Origin of the sequence: Bordetella tumulicola, assembly GCF_965138755.1 — a bacterium.
GTDB lineage: Bacteria > Pseudomonadota > Gammaproteobacteria > Burkholderiales > Burkholderiaceae_B > Bordetella_A > Bordetella_A tumulicola.
This window is the reverse complement of record NZ_CBCSFP010000005.1, coordinates 1-19,239: the sequence shown is the minus strand read 5'-3', so window position 1 is coordinate 19,239 and position 19,239 is coordinate 1. Positions and strand designations below refer to the sequence as shown.

General features: G+C 59.8%; 19 protein-coding genes. 12 read left to right on the top strand and 7 right to left on the bottom strand.

All coding sequences use genetic code 11. The annotated features are described in order from the left end of the window. Positions 1-200 precede the first annotated feature (200 nt). The 5 genes from accD to ACNAZS_RS14255 all read right to left on the bottom strand — a co-directional run bounded on the left by accD (position 201) and on the right by ACNAZS_RS14255 (position 6,808). Positions 201-1,079 (bottom strand): acetyl-CoA carboxylase, carboxyltransferase subunit beta, encoded by an 879-nt coding sequence (gene accD, locus ACNAZS_RS14275; protein WP_415790381.1) that lies wholly within the window; start codon positions 1,077-1,079, stop codon positions 201-203. Positions 1,080-1,113: 34 nt separating this feature from the next. Beyond that, positions 1,114-1,974 (bottom strand): tryptophan synthase subunit alpha, encoded by an 861-nt coding sequence (gene trpA / locus ACNAZS_RS14270; RefSeq protein WP_415790379.1) that lies wholly within the window; start codon positions 1,972-1,974, stop codon positions 1,114-1,116. A 4-nt stretch (positions 1,975-1,978) separates the two neighbouring features. Further along, positions 1,979-3,229: a tryptophan synthase subunit beta gene (gene trpB, locus ACNAZS_RS14265; RefSeq protein ID WP_415790377.1), complete on the bottom strand. Its 1,251-nt coding sequence runs from the start codon at positions 3,227-3,229 to the stop codon at positions 1,979-1,981. Between the two features lie 100 nt (positions 3,230-3,329). Further along, positions 3,330-4,484, bottom strand: coding sequence for an acetylornithine deacetylase (gene argE, locus ACNAZS_RS14260; protein ID WP_415790375.1), 1,155 nt, complete (start codon positions 4,482-4,484; stop codon positions 3,330-3,332). 83 nt (positions 4,485-4,567) lie between these two features. Then, the gene (locus ACNAZS_RS14255; protein WP_415790373.1) at positions 4,568-6,808 is read right to left on the bottom strand and encodes a RelA/SpoT family protein; all 2,241 of its coding nucleotides are present in this window, start codon (positions 6,806-6,808) and stop codon (positions 4,568-4,570) included. Positions 6,809-6,912: 104 nt separating this feature from the next. Between ACNAZS_RS14255 and ACNAZS_RS14250 the strand changes: the two genes are divergently transcribed. Further along, on the top strand, positions 6,913-7,761 hold the full coding sequence (locus ACNAZS_RS14250; protein WP_415790371.1) for a M90 family metallopeptidase: 849 nt from the start codon (positions 6,913-6,915) through the stop codon (positions 7,759-7,761). Continuing rightward, on the top strand, positions 7,758-8,270 hold the full coding sequence (locus tag ACNAZS_RS14245; RefSeq protein ID WP_415790369.1) for a flavodoxin family protein: 513 nt from the start codon (positions 7,758-7,760) through the stop codon (positions 8,268-8,270). The genes ACNAZS_RS14250 and ACNAZS_RS14245 overlap by 4 nt, the downstream gene beginning before the upstream one ends. A gap of 145 nt (positions 8,271-8,415) precedes the next feature. Here ACNAZS_RS14245 and ACNAZS_RS14240 read toward each other — a convergent pair whose 3' ends face one another. After that, positions 8,416-8,769, bottom strand: coding sequence for a RidA family protein (locus tag ACNAZS_RS14240; RefSeq protein WP_415790367.1), 354 nt, complete (start codon positions 8,767-8,769; stop codon positions 8,416-8,418). Positions 8,770-8,824: 55 nt separating this feature from the next. Further along, entirely contained in the window at positions 8,825-10,000 is a 1,176-nt protein-coding gene (gene pncB / locus ACNAZS_RS14235; protein ID WP_415790365.1) for a nicotinate phosphoribosyltransferase, read from the bottom strand. A 193-nt stretch (positions 10,001-10,193) separates the two neighbouring features. Here pncB and fdxA point away from each other — a divergent pair, with 193 nt between their 5' ends. From fdxA to ACNAZS_RS14185, 10 genes are all read left to right on the top strand, one after another. Further along, positions 10,194-10,517, top strand: a complete 324-nt coding sequence (gene fdxA, locus ACNAZS_RS14230; RefSeq protein WP_415790363.1) for a ferredoxin FdxA — start codon at positions 10,194-10,196, stop codon at positions 10,515-10,517. 49 nt (positions 10,518-10,566) lie between these two features. After that, a complete protein-coding gene (locus tag ACNAZS_RS14225; protein ID WP_415790361.1) occupies positions 10,567-11,364 on the top strand; it encodes a ferredoxin--NADP reductase in 798 nt (265 codons plus the stop codon). Positions 11,365-11,572: 208 nt separating this feature from the next. Beyond that, the gene (locus ACNAZS_RS14220) at positions 11,573-12,787 is read left to right on the top strand and encodes a polyhydroxyalkanoate depolymerase (protein ID WP_415790359.1); all 1,215 of its coding nucleotides are present in this window, start codon (positions 11,573-11,575) and stop codon (positions 12,785-12,787) included. Between the two features lie 87 nt (positions 12,788-12,874). Then, on the top strand, positions 12,875-13,528 hold the full coding sequence (gene rsxB / locus ACNAZS_RS14215; RefSeq protein ID WP_415790357.1) for an electron transport complex subunit RsxB: 654 nt from the start codon (positions 12,875-12,877) through the stop codon (positions 13,526-13,528). Continuing rightward, positions 13,525-14,163: an endonuclease III gene (nth, locus tag ACNAZS_RS14210; protein WP_415790355.1), complete on the top strand. Its 639-nt coding sequence runs from the start codon at positions 13,525-13,527 to the stop codon at positions 14,161-14,163. Before rsxB ends, nth begins: the two co-directional genes overlap by 4 nt. 211 nt (positions 14,164-14,374) lie before the next feature. After that, positions 14,375-15,148, top strand: coding sequence for an ABC transporter ATP-binding protein (locus ACNAZS_RS14205; protein WP_415790353.1), 774 nt, complete (start codon positions 14,375-14,377; stop codon positions 15,146-15,148). After that, positions 15,145-15,858 (top strand): ABC transporter ATP-binding protein, encoded by a 714-nt coding sequence (locus ACNAZS_RS14200; RefSeq protein ID WP_415790351.1) that lies wholly within the window; start codon positions 15,145-15,147, stop codon positions 15,856-15,858. Before ACNAZS_RS14205 ends, ACNAZS_RS14200 begins: the two co-directional genes overlap by 4 nt. Before the next feature lie 56 nt (positions 15,859-15,914). Continuing rightward, positions 15,915-17,129: an ABC transporter substrate-binding protein gene (locus ACNAZS_RS14195; protein WP_415790349.1), complete on the top strand. Its 1,215-nt coding sequence runs from the start codon at positions 15,915-15,917 to the stop codon at positions 17,127-17,129. A 92-nt stretch (positions 17,130-17,221) separates the two neighbouring features. Then, complete coding sequence (locus tag ACNAZS_RS14190; protein WP_415790347.1) at positions 17,222-18,109, top strand: branched-chain amino acid ABC transporter permease; 888 nt, start codon at positions 17,222-17,224, stop codon at positions 18,107-18,109. Further along, the gene (locus ACNAZS_RS14185; RefSeq protein WP_415790345.1) at positions 18,106-19,092 is read left to right on the top strand and encodes a branched-chain amino acid ABC transporter permease; all 987 of its coding nucleotides are present in this window, start codon (positions 18,106-18,108) and stop codon (positions 19,090-19,092) included. Before ACNAZS_RS14190 ends, ACNAZS_RS14185 begins: the two co-directional genes overlap by 4 nt. The last annotated feature ends 147 nt before the right edge of the window (positions 19,093-19,239 follow it).

Genomic DNA, 19,239 nt, shown 5'->3' with positions numbered 1-19,239 from the left:
CAACAGTTCTGTCGTAAAACTCGACATCGAGTGGTGAATCGGCGGGGGATTCCCTTCGAAAATGGAAGAATCATTCTGATTTTGCCGGACATGGTTGTCATGAACCTGACGTGGCAAAGCCCCCGAAGGGGCCCTGAGATCACGCACTGAACAAGGTCACACGACCAGAGATCGGGACCAGCCCCAGGATCAGGCGTTAATCAGGCTGCTACGACATCGGCAGGCTGGTCTGTCAGCAGGGCCAACAGGCGGGCGATTTCCTCACGTAGTTGTCGGCGATCGACCACCATGTCGATGGCGCCTTTTTCCAGCAAAAACTCGGCGCGCTGAAAGCCTTCGGGTAATTTTTCGCGTACGGTTTGCTCGATCACGCGTGGGCCGGCAAAGCCGATCAACGCCTTGGGCTCGGCAATCACGACGTCGCCCATGAAAGCAAAACTGGCCGACACGCCACCCATCGTCGGATCGGTCAACACACTGATGAATGGCAAGCCCGCTGCCGACAAACGCGTCAACATCGCATTGGTCTTGGCCATCTGCATCAGGGACAGCAGACTTTCTTGCATCCGTGCGCCACCCGAAGCGGCAACGCAAATAAAAGGCGTCTTGTTATCCAGCGCAGCCTGGGCACCCCGGGCAAAACGCTCACCCACGACCGATCCCATCGAGCCGCCCATAAACTCGAACTCAAAACAGGCCAATACGGCGGGCACCCCGCGAATCGCACCACTCATGACCACCAGCGCATCGGTCTCACCCGTTTGCTTGATAGCCTCCTGGACGCGCTCGGGGTACTTGCGCGTGTCTTTGAACTTCAGCGAATCGACCGACCGCGTGTTGTCGCCGATCTCGACCCGCCCTTCGACGTCCAGCAGCGAATCCATTCGGGCACGAGAGCCGATGCGCATGTGATGATCGCATTTCGGACACACATGCAGATTGGCGGCCAGATCCTCGCTATACAACACCGACTCGCACGACGGGCACTTGACCCACAGGCCCTCGGGCACGCGCCGCGCGCCGCTGTCGTTGGTCGTCTTGTTGATGCGGGGTGGCAGGAGTTTGTCAATCCAGCTCATTATCTATTTCCATAAAGAAACCGTGCATCTGCCCTCAGGCAGACACACCATCTCGTTTGACTTGGTCGAGTGCCTGGCGAATACCGCTGAGCCACTGGCTAGCGGCCGCGACGGCAAGTTCGGTATGTTGGTCGGCGGGCGCGTTTGCCACGGCCTGCTCCATGGTTTCGATCAGCTTGCTGCCAATCACCACGGCGTCGGCCTGACGAGCAATGTGTTGGGCAGTCTGCGCATCGCGGATCCCAAAACCCACGCCCACGGGAATGCTCACGTGTTGTTTGATCAACGCCACGCGCGCAGCCACGTCGTCGGTATTCAGACTGCCCGAACCCGTGACGCCTTTGAGCGACACGTAATAAACATAACCCCGTGCAACATCGGCAATGGCCTCAATACGGGCCTGTGTCGACGTGGGCGCCAACAAGAAAATCGGTGCGATACCGCAGGCCTCGAGATGACCGGCAAAGTCTTTGACTTCTTCGGGTGGGTAATCCACCACGAGCACGCCATCGACACCGGCAACCTGCGCGGCCTGCGCAAAAGCCTGCTGGCCGATGCGTTCGATCGGATTGGCATAACCCATCAACACCACGGGCGTGTCAGCGTCGTCGCGCCGAAACTGGGCGACCATCTCCAACACCCGACGCAGCCCCACGCCCTGGGCAACGGCCCGCTCGGCAGCTCGCTGAATGACGGGGCCGTCGGCCATCGGATCGGAGAATGGGACGCCTAGTTCGATGATGTCTGCCCCGGCTTTCGTCAAGGCGTGCATCAGCGGCACAGTGGTCTCGGGCGAAGGGTCACCCGCGGCAATATAAGGGATCAGCGCTGCGGCGCGACCGGCTTCGGCCACACGGGAAAACGCAACAGCGATACGGTCGGTTCGGCTTGTCATGGTGTCAGAACTGAATGCCCGCGCGTTCCGCGACGGTGTGCATGTCTTTGTCGCCACGGCCCGACAAATTGACCAGGATGATTTTGTCCTTCGGCAACGCAGGCGCCATTTTTACGGCCTGGGCAATGGCATGCGACGACTCCAGCGCCGGCATGATGCCCTCGATGCGGCAGCAGTCATGGAATGCCGCCAGCGCCTCGTCATCGGTGATACCGATGTATTCGGCGCGGCCGCTGTCTTTCAGCCAAGCGTGTTCGGGGCCGACACCAGGATAATCCAGACCGGCCGAGACCGAGTGCGTCTCCAGAATCTGGCCGTCCTCGTCCTGGATGATATAGGTACGGTTGCCATGCAGCACCCCGACCTGCCCGGCGGCCAACGACGCCGCGTGACGACCGGTCTCCATACCGTCGCCGGCAGCCTCGACTCCGATCAGTTTCACGTCGTCGTAGGGGATGTAGGGATGGAAAATACCCATGGCATTCGAACCGCCCCCCACCGCGGCGACCACGAAGTCCGGCTGACGGCCAGCATCCTGCGGCATTTGCTCCAGGCACTCGTTACCGATGACCGTCTGAAAATCACGGACCATGCGGGGGTAAGGATCCGGCCCCGCGACGGTACCAATGATGTAGAACGTGTCCTCGATATTGGTCACCCAGTCGCGCATGGCCTCGTTCAGTGCGTCTTTCAGTGTGCGCGATCCGGACTCGACCGCCACGACCGTCGCCCCGAGGAGCTTCATGCGATAGACATTGGAAGCCTGGCGCCGCATGTCCTCGCTGCCCATGAACACCACGCATTCCATGCCATAGCGGGCCGCCACAGTCGCCGTCGCCACGCCGTGCTGGCCCGCACCCGTTTCGGCGATCACGCGCTTTTTGCCCATACGGCGGGCGAGCAACGCCTGACCGATGCAATTGTTGACCTTGTGTGCCCCCGTGTGGTTCAGGTCTTCGCGCTTGAACCAGATCTGGGCACCGCCCAACTCGCGCGACCAGCGCTCGGCGTGATAGACCGGGCTCGGGCGCCCGACAAAATGCTTGAGCTCGTAGTTGAACGCCTCAATGAACGAGGGATCAACGCGGCAGTTGTCGTACGCAGTACGCAACTCGTCAAGCGCGTGCATCAGCGTTTCCGCGACAAACACGCCACCATAGGGGCCAAAGTGGCCCTGTGCATCCGGAAGGTCGTAAGAAGTCACCAGTATCTCCTGGGCAGGCGGCAAACACGTCGTTGGCCACTCAACCCACATCGCAACTTATCATTTTACCCGAGCGCGCGATGCAAGCGGACCGACACCAGTTCACCCCTGGCCAACGACACCGGCACCCCCGCCGGCAACGCCATCCTCGTTACGTCAGCGACTGCCCCAGACGCCGCAGAAACCTCTCGCAGTCGGCCAGTTGGTCCAGCGCGACATACTCGTCAGGCTTGTGCGCCTGCTCGATATGCCCGGGCCCACACACCACTGTGGGAATGCCCAAATTGTGAAACAGGCCCGCCTCAGTGCCATAAGCCACCTTGCGTTTGGCATGGTCGTTCGTCAATGCACGAGCCAATTGGGTGATCGCGGCCTCTTCGGAAGCATCCATCCCCGGAGCCCGCGCCCCCATCACGATATCGATGCGAGCGCCGTCGTACTCCGCGCGCATGGCAGGCAACAGTGTTTCTTGCACGTAGCGATCAATCTCGGCCTGAATTTCGTCAGGCGGATTGCCGGGCAGGTTTCGGAACTCGTACGAGAACTCGCAACGCTCCGGAATCGTGTTGACCGCGATTCCGCCCTGAATCAGGTTGGTCGTCAACGTGGAAAACGGCACATCATAAAGCTCGTCATAAGGGCCCTGCGCCTTGAACGCGTCGGCCACATCGCGAATCCGGCAAATCAGGCGCGCCGCGTATTCAATGGCATTGCACCCTCGCGGTGTCAACGACGAATGCGCCGCCTTGCCCTGCACGCAGCAGCGAAACAGATTGATTCCCTTGTGCGCGACCACTACCTGCATCCCGGTCGGCTCGCCCACGACGCAGCCCTCAGCCTGAATACCGCGATCACGCAGTTCGGCCAGCATCACCGGCGCACCCACGCAGCCCACCTCTTCGTCATAGGAAAACGCCAGATGAATCGGTTTTTTGCGCGGCATGGCCAAAAATTCGGGCACCAGGGCCAGCGAGGTCGCGATAAAGCCTTTCATATCGCACGACCCACGGCCGTACAGCCGACCTTCGGACTCGGACAAAGCAAAGGGGTCCGTTGACCAATTTTGTCCATCTACCGGTACCACGTCCGTATGGCCCGACAACACAATGCCGCCCTGCTCGCCACCATCACTGGCCGGCAAGGTGGCAAACAAATTGGCCTTGTTGCCCTCTGTGTTGTGCGTCAGCCAAGCCTGCACGCCTTGCGCCTTGAGGCTGTCCCGCACTGTTTCGATCAGACCCAGATTCGAATCACGACTCGTGGTATCAAATCCCACCAGCGTTTCCAGCCAAGTACGCGTGTCCATGTGATGACTCTTTAGGTGTAAACCATCAGTGTAGGCGAGAAATTACAGACGCCACAGTAGCGAAAACACTGCCCGGCACCCGCCTAATAGCGCACCGCCGAACTCACGCCCGGCACCTCGGACAGCGCGGCCAAGGCCTTGCCCAGCGACTCTCCGCCACGCACTTCGACGGTGAAAATCATATGCGCCAGCGACTGGCGGCTTTGTGTATTTACGCCCACGACATTGAGTCGGAGCCGGGCGAAGACCTCGGACAAGTCCCGCAGCAACCCCGAGCGATCCCGGGCATGCACACTCACGGCGACGGGATAAAACGTCTCCGAGGTCTCGCCCCAGGCCACATCGATGATCCGTTCGGGCTCGCGCGCGGCCAGCGCTCGATAACTGTGACAGCCCGTACGATGAATCGACACCCCGCGCCCGCGGGTCACAAATCCCGCAATCTCATCCGGCGGTGCCGGACGGCAGCAGCGGGCCAACTGTGTCAACAACGACCCCACTCCCACCACCAGCACCCCGCTTTTTCCGCTGCGGGTCGCACTATCCACACTGTGCGCGTGCGCCAAATCCGCCGCCTCGGGCTCGACCTCCGGTGCCGGCCGCTGAAACACGGTGTCGATCTGACGCAAACTGAATTCGTCTTTCGCCACCGCCACATACAGGTCATCCGCCCGCGCAAAACCCAGATTTTGCGCCAACTGCTCGAGATTGACTGCTGTCTTGCCCAAGCGTTGCAGTTCCTTTTCGACCAGCGCCTGACCCGTCGTGATACGTTGCTGCAGCTCAATGGCGTTAAACCACATGCGCACCTTGGCGCGCGCACGCGGACTGGCCAGAAATCCTAACTGCGCATTCAACCAATCCCGCGACGGCCCTCCGGATTTAGCGGAAATAATTTCCACGGTCTGGCCAGTGGCCAAGCGGGTCTGCAACGGCACCATCTGGCCATCGACACGCGCTCCACGGCAGCGATGCCCCAAATCCGTATGCAGGTGATAGGCAAAATCGACCGGCGTCGCGCCCTCCGGCAACTCAATCACCCGCGCTTGCGGTGTCAGCACATAAATACGCTCGCCGGGCTTCTTATTGTCGGGTTTCGTCGCACCGGACGGATCCAGGGCATCACCCGCTTCCATCTCCGTATTCCAGGCCAGCAATTGGCGCATCCAGGACAACTGACGGTCGTATTCGCTCGATGCCGCGACCTGACCGCCCTGGACGCCCGCCTCTTTGTAGCGCCAGTGCGCCGCCATCCCGTACTCGGCGAACTGATGCATCTCGCGGGTACGGATCTGTACCTCGAACGGCTTGCCGTCCTCGTCGGTCACTACCGTGTGCAGCGAACGGTAGCCATTGGGCTTGGGGCGGGAAATATAGTCGTCGAACTCCTCCGAGACAGGGCTCCACATATCGTGGATCATGCTCAACGCGGTGTAGCAGTCGCGCACGTCATCCACGATGACGCGCAACGCGCGCAAGTCATACAACTGTGAAAACTCCAGCCCCTTGAGGCGCATCTTGTTCCAGATGCTGTAGATATGCTTGGGCCGGCCACTGACATCGGCCGCAATCCCCGCCTTGGCCAGCGTCGTCTGCACGCGCTCGATCGTGCGCTCGATGAAGGCCTCGCGTTCGACTCGCTTTTCTTCGAGAAGTCGCGCGATCTGCTTGTAGCGATCAGGATCGAGAAAGCGAAACGAGAGATCCTCCATTTCCCATTTGACTTGCCAAATACCCAAGCGATTGGCCAGGGGCGCGTACAAGTCCATCGTCTCGCGCGCGAATGCCGGTGAGCAAGGTTCTTTGGAGGCCGCGTACCACCGCAACGTCTGCAACCGCGAGGCCAGGCGCATCAGGACAATGCGCAGGTCGGCGGCCATGGCCAGCAGCATCTTGCGCTGCATTTCCTTTTGGTCGCCGCTGTCCGACTCGCTATCGCTGGCATGCCGCGCCACCAGCCCCAGCCGCAACAGGGCACGCGTGCCCTGCACCAAGCGTGCAATTTCCGTGCCGAACTCGGCGGCGACCGGATCATTACGCAACGACGGTGCGGGTGCCGACAAATCCACCGGTAACGCCGCCACTAACGCAGCAATGCGGGTCGCCACATCCGTTTGCAACCCAGCCAGAATACGCACCACGTTGGCCGCATGAAAAGCGACCGGCTCGCCAGTCGCCGCACGCTGTCCGGCAAACCGGGGCAACACCCAGGCCACGGCGTGCTCAATACGCGCGCGGGTGTCGGGTTCGAGGCCGGCCCCAGCTATCTGGTGCCACGCGTCGTCAAAAGGCGAGAACGCATCAGTATCGGGTATCACGGACATCGCAAACGAAACGGGCCAACAGGAAAGCGAAATTTTCCTACACTCTACACTAAGCGCAAACGGGACGATGCCCGCACAGCACGGTATATGAGGAATTCTGAATCATGTTGCGATGGCTCAAAGGCCGCGGCGCAGGCGCTTCGGCGATCGCCCAGATGCAAGCCCGCATCTCACCCGAACTCTGGGGTCTCGTCTTGCAGTCATACCCCTTTCTGGCGACGCTCGGCGCCGACGAAGCTGCCCAGCTACAAGCCCGGGCCGCCTGGCTGCTGGCCAGCAAGACCATGAACGGCGCGCGCGACCTCGAACTCACAGACTTTATGCGCCTGTCCATTGCCGCCCAGGCCGCGCTGCCTATCCTGAATCTCTCTCCCAAGCTGTACGAGGGCTGGGACGAAATCATCATTTATCCCTACGGCTTCACCATCCCTCGCATCCTGCAAGACGACGCCGGGGTCGTTCATGAATACGACGAAGACGCTGCCGGCGAGGCCTGGGATGGCGGGCCGATCATTCTGTCCTGGATGGACGCGCTACCCGGCGACACCGCCTTTAACGTCATCATTCACGAATTCGCCCACAAACTGGATCTGTCCTCCGGTAGCGCCAACGGCATCCCGAGCCTGAGCGCGCACCCGGGCCTGTCCGTACATACGTGGCGCCGCATCCTGAACAACAGCCTGGACCAGTTCACCGCCGCCCTGGAGGCCGTCGAAGCCGCCATCCCCCACGACATTGACCCAGAAAGCGACGCCGCGACACACTGGTACCGTCAACTCCCCCTGGATCCCTACGCAGCCACCGACGAAGCTGAATTCTTTGCCGTCAGTTCCGAACACTTCTTCGTCGACCCCGAGCCTCTCGCGCAAGCCCTGCCCGACTGGTACGAATTACTCCAGACCTACTACCAGCAGGACCCGTTGGCGCGATCGAAAAGCGAGCCACCGATATGAAACACCTGCTCATCATCTGGCACTCTCGCACCGGCGCGGCAGAGCAAATGGCCCAGGCTCTCGTTCGTGGCGCCACTGACGCCGCCCGAGCCCTGGAACAAACCGCCAGCCTGCAAATCCACCTGCAACCCGCGCGCGCCACCCAGCCTGCAGACCTGATCGCCGCTGACGGCTACCTCTTTTGCGCCCCGGAAAATCTGGCCAGCCTGACTGGCGAAATGAAAGAATGTCTGGACCGCTGCTACTACCGCGTCCTGGATGAGCTGCAGGGCCGCCCCTATGCCGTGGCCATCAGCGCCGGCACGGATGGCGCCGGCGCCGCCCGCCAACTCGAGCGCATCTGCACCGGCTGGCGCCTGCGCGCCATCGCCCCCGCCCTCATCGAACGCAACGGTGCGCAAACGCCCGAAGCGATCCTGGCCCCCAAGACCGTCCCGCCCGACGCCTTGGCCCGGTGCCACGAACTGGGTGGCCTGCTCGCCGCCACCCTGCTGGTCACGGGAAGCTAACGATCAGTGGCGCCCCACGCCGTCCTCAAGTGAAAAAAACGCCGTGCTCTCATGAAAAACCCCTGAAGGTTGGATCTACATCCAACTTTCGGGGGCCGTTCACTCAAGCACAGCGGTTTTTCAGTGCGGCGCCAAGCAGCGTTATTTACGCTACAGCGGCCGTGACGACGATCTCCACCTTGAAATCGGGATTCGCCAGACGCGCTTCCACGGTCGCGCGCGGCGGGGCATTGCCATCGGCGACCCACGCGTCCCACGCCCGGTTCATCGCGTCGAACTCTTTCATATTGGACACAAAGATCTGGGCCATCAATATCTTGCTTTTGTCCGACCCAGCTTCGGCCAGCAAACGATCGATCGTCGCCAGCACCTGAGCCGTCTGACCCGCCATATCCAGCGACCCATCGTCAGGCACCTGACCCGCCAAATAGGCGACACCGTTATACACGGCCATATCGGACAGACGCTTCTCTACATTGACGCGCTTGATGCTCATCAAATATCCCCAAAAAGAAATAAGTTAACTAAAGAATCAACACTGCCACCGACCGCACTCAGGCCGGAGGCAACTGAAACACCTGACGTAAGTACGCCAAATAAGCCGGGTCGTCGCACATGGTTTTTTCCGGGGCATCCGACACCTTGGCCACCGGCTGACCATTGCAACGAACCATCTTCATCACGATCTGCAACGGCTCATGGCCCAAGTCATTCGTGAGGTTGGTGCCGATCCCGAACGAGACCTTGCAGCGGCCGGCAAACTGCCGGGCCAACTCAATCGCGCGCGGGAATGTCAGCGAATCCGAGAACACCAGCGTCTTGGCGCGCGGATCGACACGATTATCGCGATAGTGCTGCAGCAAGCGCTCGCCCCACACAAACGGATCACCCGAGTCATGGCGCGCGCCATCAAACAGTTTGCAGAAATACATGTCGAAATCGCGCAGGAAGGCATCCATCCCGTACACATCCGACAGGGCAATACCGAGATCCCCCCGGTACTCCTTGGCCCAGACCTCGAGCGCAAACACCTGGGAATCCCGCAATCGCGGCCCCAACGCCTGGCAAGCCTGCAGATACTCGTGGCCCATCGTACCCAGTGGCGAAACATTGTGCTGCATAGCCAGCAAGACATTGCTGGTGCCCGCAAAATGCTTGCCCATCTGCGCTTTCATGGTCGAGACGATTTCCTGGTGCCACAGCTTGGAAAATCGTCGCCGCGTGCCGTACTCGGCCACCCGAAAATCCGCCAGCGCCGGATCATCCAGCACCAAATGCATTTTCGACTGCAACCGCTGGCGCCCTTCTTCCCAGTCGGGATTGCGGCTCGTATTGCGGAAATACACCTCGTTGACGATCGCCAGCACCGGGATCTCGAACAAGATCGTGTGTAGCCACGGCCCTTTGACGGTGATCTCGATTTCGCCGGGCAACGCGCCCTCGGTAATCGAGATACAGCGCTCGGGCATGTGAAACAAGCCCAGAAAATCCACGAAATCGCTTTTGATAAACCGCAGGCCGCGCAAATACTGCAATTCAGGCTCGGTAAAGCCCAACTGGCACAAGTCGTGCACCTCGGCACGGATCTCATCCAGATACGGCTGCAAATTCGCACCTGGTGTACGGCATTTATACCGATATTCAACCTGGGCAGCCGGAAATTGATGCAACACCACCTGCATCATGCTGAATTTATACAGATCGGTGTCAAGCAGTGAAGTAATGATCATGATGACGCGCGTTGCGCGCGGATTGGTTTGTCATACCTGATTTTCTCCACACCATAGCACAAGCAAGGCGGCCTTTCGCCCCGGCGCCCCCGTGTCAGCACTACCGCGGCCAGGGTTATCAACGCCTCGATGGGCCGCATATGAGTAAAATCTTGGAAATTCAAAAAGTTGTTGCTTGTCTGCGGAGTCCCGAATGACCCACGTCGTTACCGAAAACTGTATCAAATGCAAGTACACCGATTGTGTCGACGTGTGCCCAGTGGACTGTTTTCGTGAAGGTCCCAACTTCCTGGTCATTGATCCAGACGAATGCATTGATTGCGCGGTGTGTATCCCCGAATGCCCTGCCAACGCCATCTATGCAGAAGAAGACGTCCCGCAAGATCAACTGCAATTCATCGCGATCAATGCCGAACTCACGCCCGAATTCGCACCCATCAGCCGCACCAAAAAGCCGCTGGACGATGCCGACGACTGGAACGGCAAAGAAGACAAACTGCAGTTCCTGGAAAAATAGGCCTGGGCCAGGCCGGGCTCGCCATCGCGAAACGCCCCCACACCCCTAGATGACCGATTTAAAGTACACGCGCCAAACCATCACCCACGTACACACCTGGGTGGCTGACAAACTGTTCTCGGTACACGTTACCCGCGACCCGGCCTTCACGTTCCAGGCGGGCCAGTTTGCGCGTGTTGGACTGCCGGACGCCAGCGATCCTGATGGCGCGCCGACCCTGTGGCGTGCTTATTCCATGGTCTCGGCGCCCCAAGAATCCGGGCTGGAGTTCTACTCCATCGTGGTGCCCGACGGGCTCTTCAGCCCACGTCTGGCTCAGCTCAAAGCCGGCGATGCCCTCTATGTCGAAAAAAAACCGTTTGGCTTTCTCACCATCAATCGTTTCGCCCCCGGCGGCGATCTCTGGTTGCTGGCCACGGGCACGGGCTTGTCCGCCTATCTGTCCATGCTGCGCGATCCCGCGACATGGCAAGCTTTCCGACGCATTATTGTGGTCCATGGCGTGCGGTCGGCGACCGAATTAGCCTACCGCCAGGAGATCGAAAACTGGCACCAGCGCCCCGAGCTTGCCGATCACGTCCAACAGGACCCGTGCAAGTTGATCTATCTGCCTATCGCCACGCGTGAAGCCCTGCCCGGCATGCCCCAGGCGCGACTGACCACCCTCATCGAGGATGGCGGACTCGAGCAACTCGCCGGTATCCCCCTGGATGCCCAGCAATCCAAAATCATGCTTTGCGGGAATCCGGCCATGCTGACCGACGCACGCAAACTGCTATCCGAACGCGGTTTTGCGCCGGGACGACGCGGTATTCCCGGCAATCTGGCTGTCGAAAATTACTGGTAATACGCGCACATCACGGCAAGAAGTTGTTTTTTGGGCACACAAAAGCCGCAAATAACGCCAAGCATCCAGACAAATTAGATATATCCTTACTCGAAATGGTAATAATCAAACCCGAGAAATTCGACTTTTTTGACGAATTTCCCGGCTGACGGATCTCTAGTTCTGGCCAGCCCGCCTGGCCCCGTCCAGATAAAGGAACATCGCCTAGATGCTGTATCACCTACATGAAATGCAGCGAGCGTTCCTCACGCCGCTTGCCGCCTTCACCGACGCGGGCTCACAGCTTTTTTCCAATCCCTACAGCCCGCTGGCCTACACCCCGCTATCACGCCAATTAGCCGCCAGCTGCGAGCTGGTGCACCGCCTGGGCAAGGAATACCAAAAGCCCGCCTGGCTGTTGCCCACGACCCACATCGACGGACAAGACGTCGCCGTGACGGAAACCGTTGCCCTGGCGCGGCCCTTTTGCCGTCTGCTGCATTTCGAACGCGACACGCGTCGCAACGATCCTCGCGTGCTGCTGGTCGCCCCGTTGTCGGGTCACCATGCCACCCTGCTGCGCGACACGGTGCGCGCGCTGCTGCCCAACCACGACGTTTATGTGACCGACTGGATGGATGCCCGCATGGTGCCGCTGGCCGAGGGTCCGTTTCACCTGAACGACTACGTCCGCTATATCCAGGACTTCATCCGCCACCTGGGCGCCGATGTGCACGTTATTTCGGTCTGTCAGCCCACCGTACCCGTGCTGGCGGCTATCGCCCTGATGGCGGCTGAGGGCGATCCCAAACAACCTCGCAGCATGGTCATGATGGGCGGCCCGATTGATCCGCGTCAATCTCCGACCCAGGTTAATCGACTCGCCACGACCAAGCCCTATTCCTGGTTCGAAAGCCAATTGATCAACACTGTGCCGGCCCGCTATCCGGGCGCCAACCGGCAGGTGTATCCCGGCTTTCTGCAGCACATGGGTTTCGTGGCCATGAACCCGGACCGGCATCTGAAGTCCCATTACGACTTCTATCTGGACCTGCTGCGCGGCGACGATAGCGACGCCGAGGCCCACCGACGTTTCTACGATGAATACAACGCGGTACTGGACATGCCGGCCGAGTTCTATCTGGACACCATACGCATGGTGTTCCAGGAGTTCCAGTTACCAAACGGCACCTGGAAAATCGATGATCAGCTCGTCAGGCCCGCAGCGATCAAACAAGTCGCCCTGCTCACCATCGAGGGCGAACTGGACGACATTTCCGGCCAGGGCCAGACGCGCGCGGCGATCTCGCTGTGCCGCGGCATCCCGGCGGCACACAAACAGCATTACACCGCGCCGGGCTGCGGCCACTACGGCATTTTCTCCGGCCGGCGCTGGCGCGAGATGATCTGTCCTAAAATTGCGGAATTCATCCGTCAGGCCTAGGCCGGACGTCTACCGGATCATCCCGGTCCCAGCCGCACCGAGCGCCGTGCTCCGAAAAGGGCACGGCCTGTTTTCGCATTCTCTGTCATGTCCTGTCCCTCCCTTGCCGACCGTATCGATGCCCTGCTGCCGCAGACACAGTGCACCAAATGCGGCTACGACGGCTGTCAACCCTATGCCGAGGCAATTGCCGATGGCACCGCATCCATCAATCGCTGTCCGCCGGGTGGCGATGAGGGCATCGCGGCGTTGGCCGCATTGCTGGACACTGCCACGCTACCCCTCGATCAAACCCGCGGCCTGCCCGGGCCCCTCTTGGTCGCGCGCATCGATGAAGCGCATTGCATCGGCTGTACGCTGTGCATTCGCGCCTGTCCGGTCGACGCAATCATCGGCGCCAACAAAAAAATGCATACCGTCCTGAGCGACTGGTGTACCGGCTGCGATCTGTGCGTCGCGCCCTGTCCCGTCGACTGCATCGATATGGTGCCCGCCAATCGCGCCTGGACACCCGCCGATACGCAAATCAGCCGCCAGCGCCATCGTGCCCGCCAAGCACGTCTGACGCGCGAAACCGCCCACAACGAGCGACTGATGGCCACCACCATCGATGCTGATGCGCCAACCGCGTCGTCGCCCGCGGCCCCTCCTGTGATGAGCGCTGACGACGAAGCACGCAAGCGCTCTGCCATCGAATCTGCCCTGGCACGCGCCCGGGCACGCCGAACGACCTCCTCATGAACGCTGCCAAACGCCGAGCCATTTTTCAACGCCTGCAAGCTGCCAATCCGCACCCCACGACCGAACTGGAATATGGCTCGCCGTTTCAGTTGTTGATTGCCGTATTGCTCTCGGCCCAAGCGACCGACAAGTCCGTCAACCTGGCGACTCGCAAGTTTTTCCCTCAGTACGTGACGCCCGAGGCGATGGTCGCGCTGGGCGAAGAAGGCCTCGCCGATTACATCAAAACCATCGGTCTTTATCGCACCAAAGCCAAAAACGCGATTGCCACCTGTAGGCTCTTGATCGAGCGTCATGGCGGCGAGGTACCGCAAACACGCGAGGCCCTAGAGGCGCTACCCGGCGTCGGCCGCAAGACCGCCAACGTCGTGCTCAATACCGCGTTTGGCCAGCCCACCATGGCCGTCGATACGCATATTTTTCGGGTATCCAATCGCACCGGCATCGCACCGGGCAAAAATGTACTGGAAGTGGAAAACAAATTGGTGAAATTTGTACCCTCTGAATACATGCAGGATGCTCACCACTGGCTGATTTTGTTAGGCCGCTATATTTGCGTGGCGCGTACACCCAAATGCCCACAATGCGGCATTGCGGATCTGTGCGAATACAAGCCCAAGACCCCACTGCAATAATGGCGAAGTAACACGCTATTTTTCCATCGTCGCCGACCTGCATGTTGCAATGCGATGCGACGATCCCTGGCATTTACGCCCTCACATTGTCAGCTAGCCGACAATGCGACATGTCGCAATGCAATACCTATGAAAAACCCTCATGGAATTTTCAGCCATACGTGCGCATACTCGCCGCAACTCTTAAAAAGATAGCGCTGGTGCCGCAGACATGGATGACATAATCCTGGAGACAAAAGGCCTCACGAAAGAATTTCTTGGCTTCGTTGCCGTGAACGGGGTCAACTTGCGTGTGAAGCGTGGACATATCCATGCCTTGATTGGCCCTAACGGCGCAGGAAAGACGACCTGTTTCAATCTGCTGACAAAATTTCTGGCGCCTACCAAAGGCCAAATTTTGTATAACGGCGTCGACATCACTCGCGATCGCCCGGCGCAAATTGCACGACGCGGCATTATTCGCTCATTCCAGATTTCAGCCGTATTTCCGCATCTGTCTGTGCTGGAAAATGTACGCATTGGCCTGCAGCGCAAAACGGGAAAATCGTTTCATTTCTGGCGCAGCACCAAACAGCTGGAATCCCTCAATCCCGCGGCACTCGCGCTACTCGAAGAAGTCGACCTGGGCGCGTTTGCCAACGAGACCACCGTCAACCTGCCTTATGGTCGTAAACGTGCGCTGGAGATTGCCACCACGTTGGCAATGGAACCCGAACTGATGCTGCTTGATGAGCCCACGCAAGGCATGGGTCACGAAGACGTAGACCGCGTCACTCAACTGATCAAACGAGTCAGCCAGGGACGCACGATTTTGATGGTTGAACACAATATGAATGTCGTCTCATCGATTGCCGATACCATCACCGTACTGGCACGCGGCGCCGTGCTGGCAGAGGGGCCTTATGCAGAGGTTTCGCGTCACCCGGCGGTGATGCAAGCCTATATGGGCACCACCGAGGGGGAACTGGAAGGAGCGCACGCATGAGTACCCCCGCACTCGAAATTTCCAATCTGCAGGCATGGTATGGAGAGTCACACATTCTGCATGGTGTCGATCTCCAGGTCAGCCAGGGCGAAGTCGTTACCCTACTGGGCCGTAATGGCGCCGGCCGCACCACGACCTTGCGAGCCATTCTGGGATTAACGGGCTCGCGCAAAGGCTCGGTACGCATACATGGCACCGAGGCCATCGACCTGGCCACCTACAAGATCGCTCATTTGGGTGTCGGCTACTGCCCCGAAGAGCGCGGTATCTTCGCCAGCCTGTCGTGTGAAGAAAACCTGTTGCTCCCGCCGGCCGTGGGTGGCGCATTGGGCGGCGGCATGTCGCTGACAGAAATCTACGACATGTTCCCCAACCTGCAAGAGCGCCGCAACTCGCCGGGTACGCGCTTGTCGGGCGGTGAACAACAGATGCTGGCCGTGGCCCGTATCCTGCGCACCGGTGCGAACCTATTGCTGCTGGACGAAATATCCGAAGGCCTCGCACCGGTCATTGTGCAGACACTGGCGCGCATGATCACAACGCTGAAACAACGCGGCTACACCATCGTCATGGTTGAACAGAATTTTCGCTTCGCAGCGCCATTATCCGACCGTTTCTATGTCATGGAACATGGTCAGATTGTCGAGCACTTTGAGGCCAGCGAACTTCAAGAGAAGCAGGATACGTTGAACGAACTGTTAGGCGTATAAGAATCCTGTCATTCGCCGTATAGCGGCACCCACAAGAGAAGTGAAGGAGTCGTCCCATGAAGCTGCAACATATCACTGCCGTGCTAGCCTTGGCTGGCCTGGGATTATCTGGACTACCCGCCCAGGCCGCCGGCATCTCCGACGATGCCATCCGCATCGGTTTCATTACTGACATGTCGGGCGTGTACTCCGATATCGATGGCCCCGGCGGAGTCGAAGCCATCCGCATGGCCATTGCCGACGCCGGCGGCGTCATCGACGGCAAGAAAATCGAACTGGTCACGGCCGACCACCAAAACAAGGCCGACATTGCCTCCAGTCGCGCACGCGAATGGTTCGACCAGAACCATATCGACGTCCTGATCGGCGGCACCAACTCTGCCACCAACCTGGCCATGGCGGCTGTCGCGGCGGAAAAGAAACGTCCCTTCATTTCCATCGGTGCGGGCGCATCGGACCTGACCAATGCACAGTGTACGCCCTACACCGTTCACTATGCCTACGACACCGTGGCGCTCGCACGCGGCACGGGTTCAGCAGTGGTGAAAAATGGCGGCAAATCCTGGTTCTTCCTGACCGCGGACTACGCGTTCGGCCACGCCCTGGAGCGTGACACCAGCGCCGTGGTCAAGGCCGCGGGCGGCGAGGTCAAAGGCAATGTGCGCGCACCGCTGGCCACGTCCGACTTCTCATCATTCCTATTGCAAGCACAAGCCTCTGGCGCCCAGATCCTGGGCCTGGCCAATGCCGGTGGCGACACCGTCAACTCGATTAAAGCCGCCAATGAATTCGGCGTCACTCAAACCATGAAGATGGCGGGTCTGCTGATCTTCATCAACGACATCCACTCGCTGGGTCTGCAAGCCACCCAGAACATGTACCTGACCGACAGCTGGTACTGGGACCAATCCGACGAGGCTCGCGCCTGGTCCAAGAAGTTCGAAGAAAAGATGAAGCGCAAACCGTCCAGTCTGCAGGCCGCCGACTACTCGTCGGTCGCCTTCTACCTGAACGGCGTCAAAGCCTCCGGCACGGATGACCCCGACACGTTGATGAAATGGATGAAATCCAACAAGGTCAACGACTTCTATGCCAAGGATGGCTATGTCCGCGAAGACGGCCGCATGGTACACGACATGTACCTGATGCAAGTCAAAACGCCCGCCGAGTCCAAAGGACCTTGGGACTACTACAAAGTCGTAGCCACTCTGCCCGGCGACGAGGTCTACACCAAGCCCTCGGAATCGACCTGCAAAGTCTTCAAAAAGTAATCCGTTAGTCTGCGCGGCGCCCACTCTCCTACCCGGACCCGGGCACCGCGCACTAGCACGCCTCCATCCGAACGCGCAGGATTCTTCCCTACATGACTGACCTATTCGGCATACCAATACAGGCCCTACTCGGCCAACTGCTTCTGGGCCTCGTAAACGGGTCGTTCTATGCCATGCTGTCTCTGGGCCTGGCCGTCATATTCGGGCTGCTGAACGTCATCAATTTCGCGCATGGCTCGCTCTACATGCTGGGCGCATTCGTGGCCTGGATGGGCCTGTCCTACCTGGGCCTGAACTATTGGGTCATGCTGATCCTCGCCCCGCTGGTCGTGGGCCTGTTCGGCATCGTGATAGAAAAACTGCTGCTCAAGCACCTCTACAAACTCGACCACCTGTACGGCCTGCTGCTCACATTTGGCCTGACCCTATTGATCGAAGGCCTGTTCCGCAGCTTTTACGGCGTATCGGGCCAACCTTACCCCACACCTGACGCGCTGCGTGGCGCCACCAATCTGGGCTTCATGATCTTGCCCAACTATCGCGCCTGGGTCGTCGTCGCCTCCGTCACCGTCTGTGTAGCGACCTGGTTCATCATCGAGCGCACCCGCCTCGGCGCCCTGCTGCGCGCCGGTACCGAGAATCCAAGACTCGTCGAGTCCTTCGGCGTCAACGTGCCGCGCATGGTGACCCTGACCTACGGTTTCGGTGTCGCCCTAGCCGGCTTTGCCGGCGTGCTCGCGGCCCCCATTCTGCAAATATCGCCATTGATGGGCTCGAACCTGATCATCGTTGTCTTCGCCGTCGTCGTGATCGGTGGCATGGGCTCCATCCTCGGGGCCATCGTCACGGGTCTCGGACTAGGCGTCATCGAAGGGCTGACCAAGGTCTTCTGGCCCGAAGCCTCCAGCACCGTCGTGTTCATCATCATGGCCATCGTCCTGTTGGTTCGCCCCGCCGGACTGTTCGGGAAAGAAAAATGAATCGCCAACTACTCTGCTACGCGGCGGCGGCCATCGTCGTGGCCCTCTTGCCCTTTATCGGCGTGTATCCCATCTTTGCCATGAAGGTGATGTGCTACGCCCTGTTTGCCTGCGCCTTTAACTTGCTGCTGGGCTATACCGGCCTGCTCTCATTTGGCCACGCTGCCTTCCTGGGCAGCGCTGCCTACGCGGCTGGACATGCCATCAAGATCTGGGGCTTTCCTACCGAGCTCGGCCTCATTTTCGGCACTGCCGTCGCTGCCGCTCTCGGCCTGGTCATGGGCCTGTTCGCCATTCGACGTAGCGGCATCTACTTCGCCATGATCACGCTGGCCCTGGCGCAGATGGTCTTCTTCTTCTTTCTGCAAGCCCACTTTACTGGCGGAGAAGATGGCCTGCAACGCGTCCCCCGCGGCACGCTGCTGGGCTTCATCGACCTGAGCGACGACCTGAACCTCTACTACATGGTGATGGGCATCTTCGCGATCGGCTATTTCATCATCTGGCGCACCGTCCATTCACCTTTCGGCCAGGTCCTGCAAGCCCTGCGAGAAAACGAACCCCGCGCCCTTTCCCTAGGCTACGACGTCGATCGCTTCAAACTACTGGCCTTCGTCCTCTCTGCCGCCATTGCAGGTCTAGCCGGCGCCACCAAGACGCTCGTCTTCGTCTCGGCCACCCTCTCCGACGCTACTTGGCAAATGTCGGGCTTGGTCATCCTCATGACCCTCGTCGGCGGCCTTGGCACCTTGACCGGCCCCATCCTTGGTGCCTTCATCGTCGTCCTCCTCGAAAACAAAGTCGGCGACTTCGGACGCTTCATGGCCCACGCCACCGGCAGCGACTGGTTTTTGCGCCTGGGCGAATCCGTCACCATCGTCATCGGCCTCATCTTCATCATCTGCGTCCTGGCCTTCCGTAGAGGTATCGTCGGCGAACTCCAAGCCTTCGTCCAACGCCGTCGGGCACGAGTGGCGTCGTAGAGAGTTGAGTCCTTTTGGGGCGGTGTTGTTGCTTGCTGTTGCAGGGTTTCTCTATGGTGACGTTCGGGGATCGTGCCAGGGCGTGGGGGTGGCCAAATCACCTCGGCTCGGGCGCATGCAGGCGCCCTCGGTCCCGCTGCGCGGGAC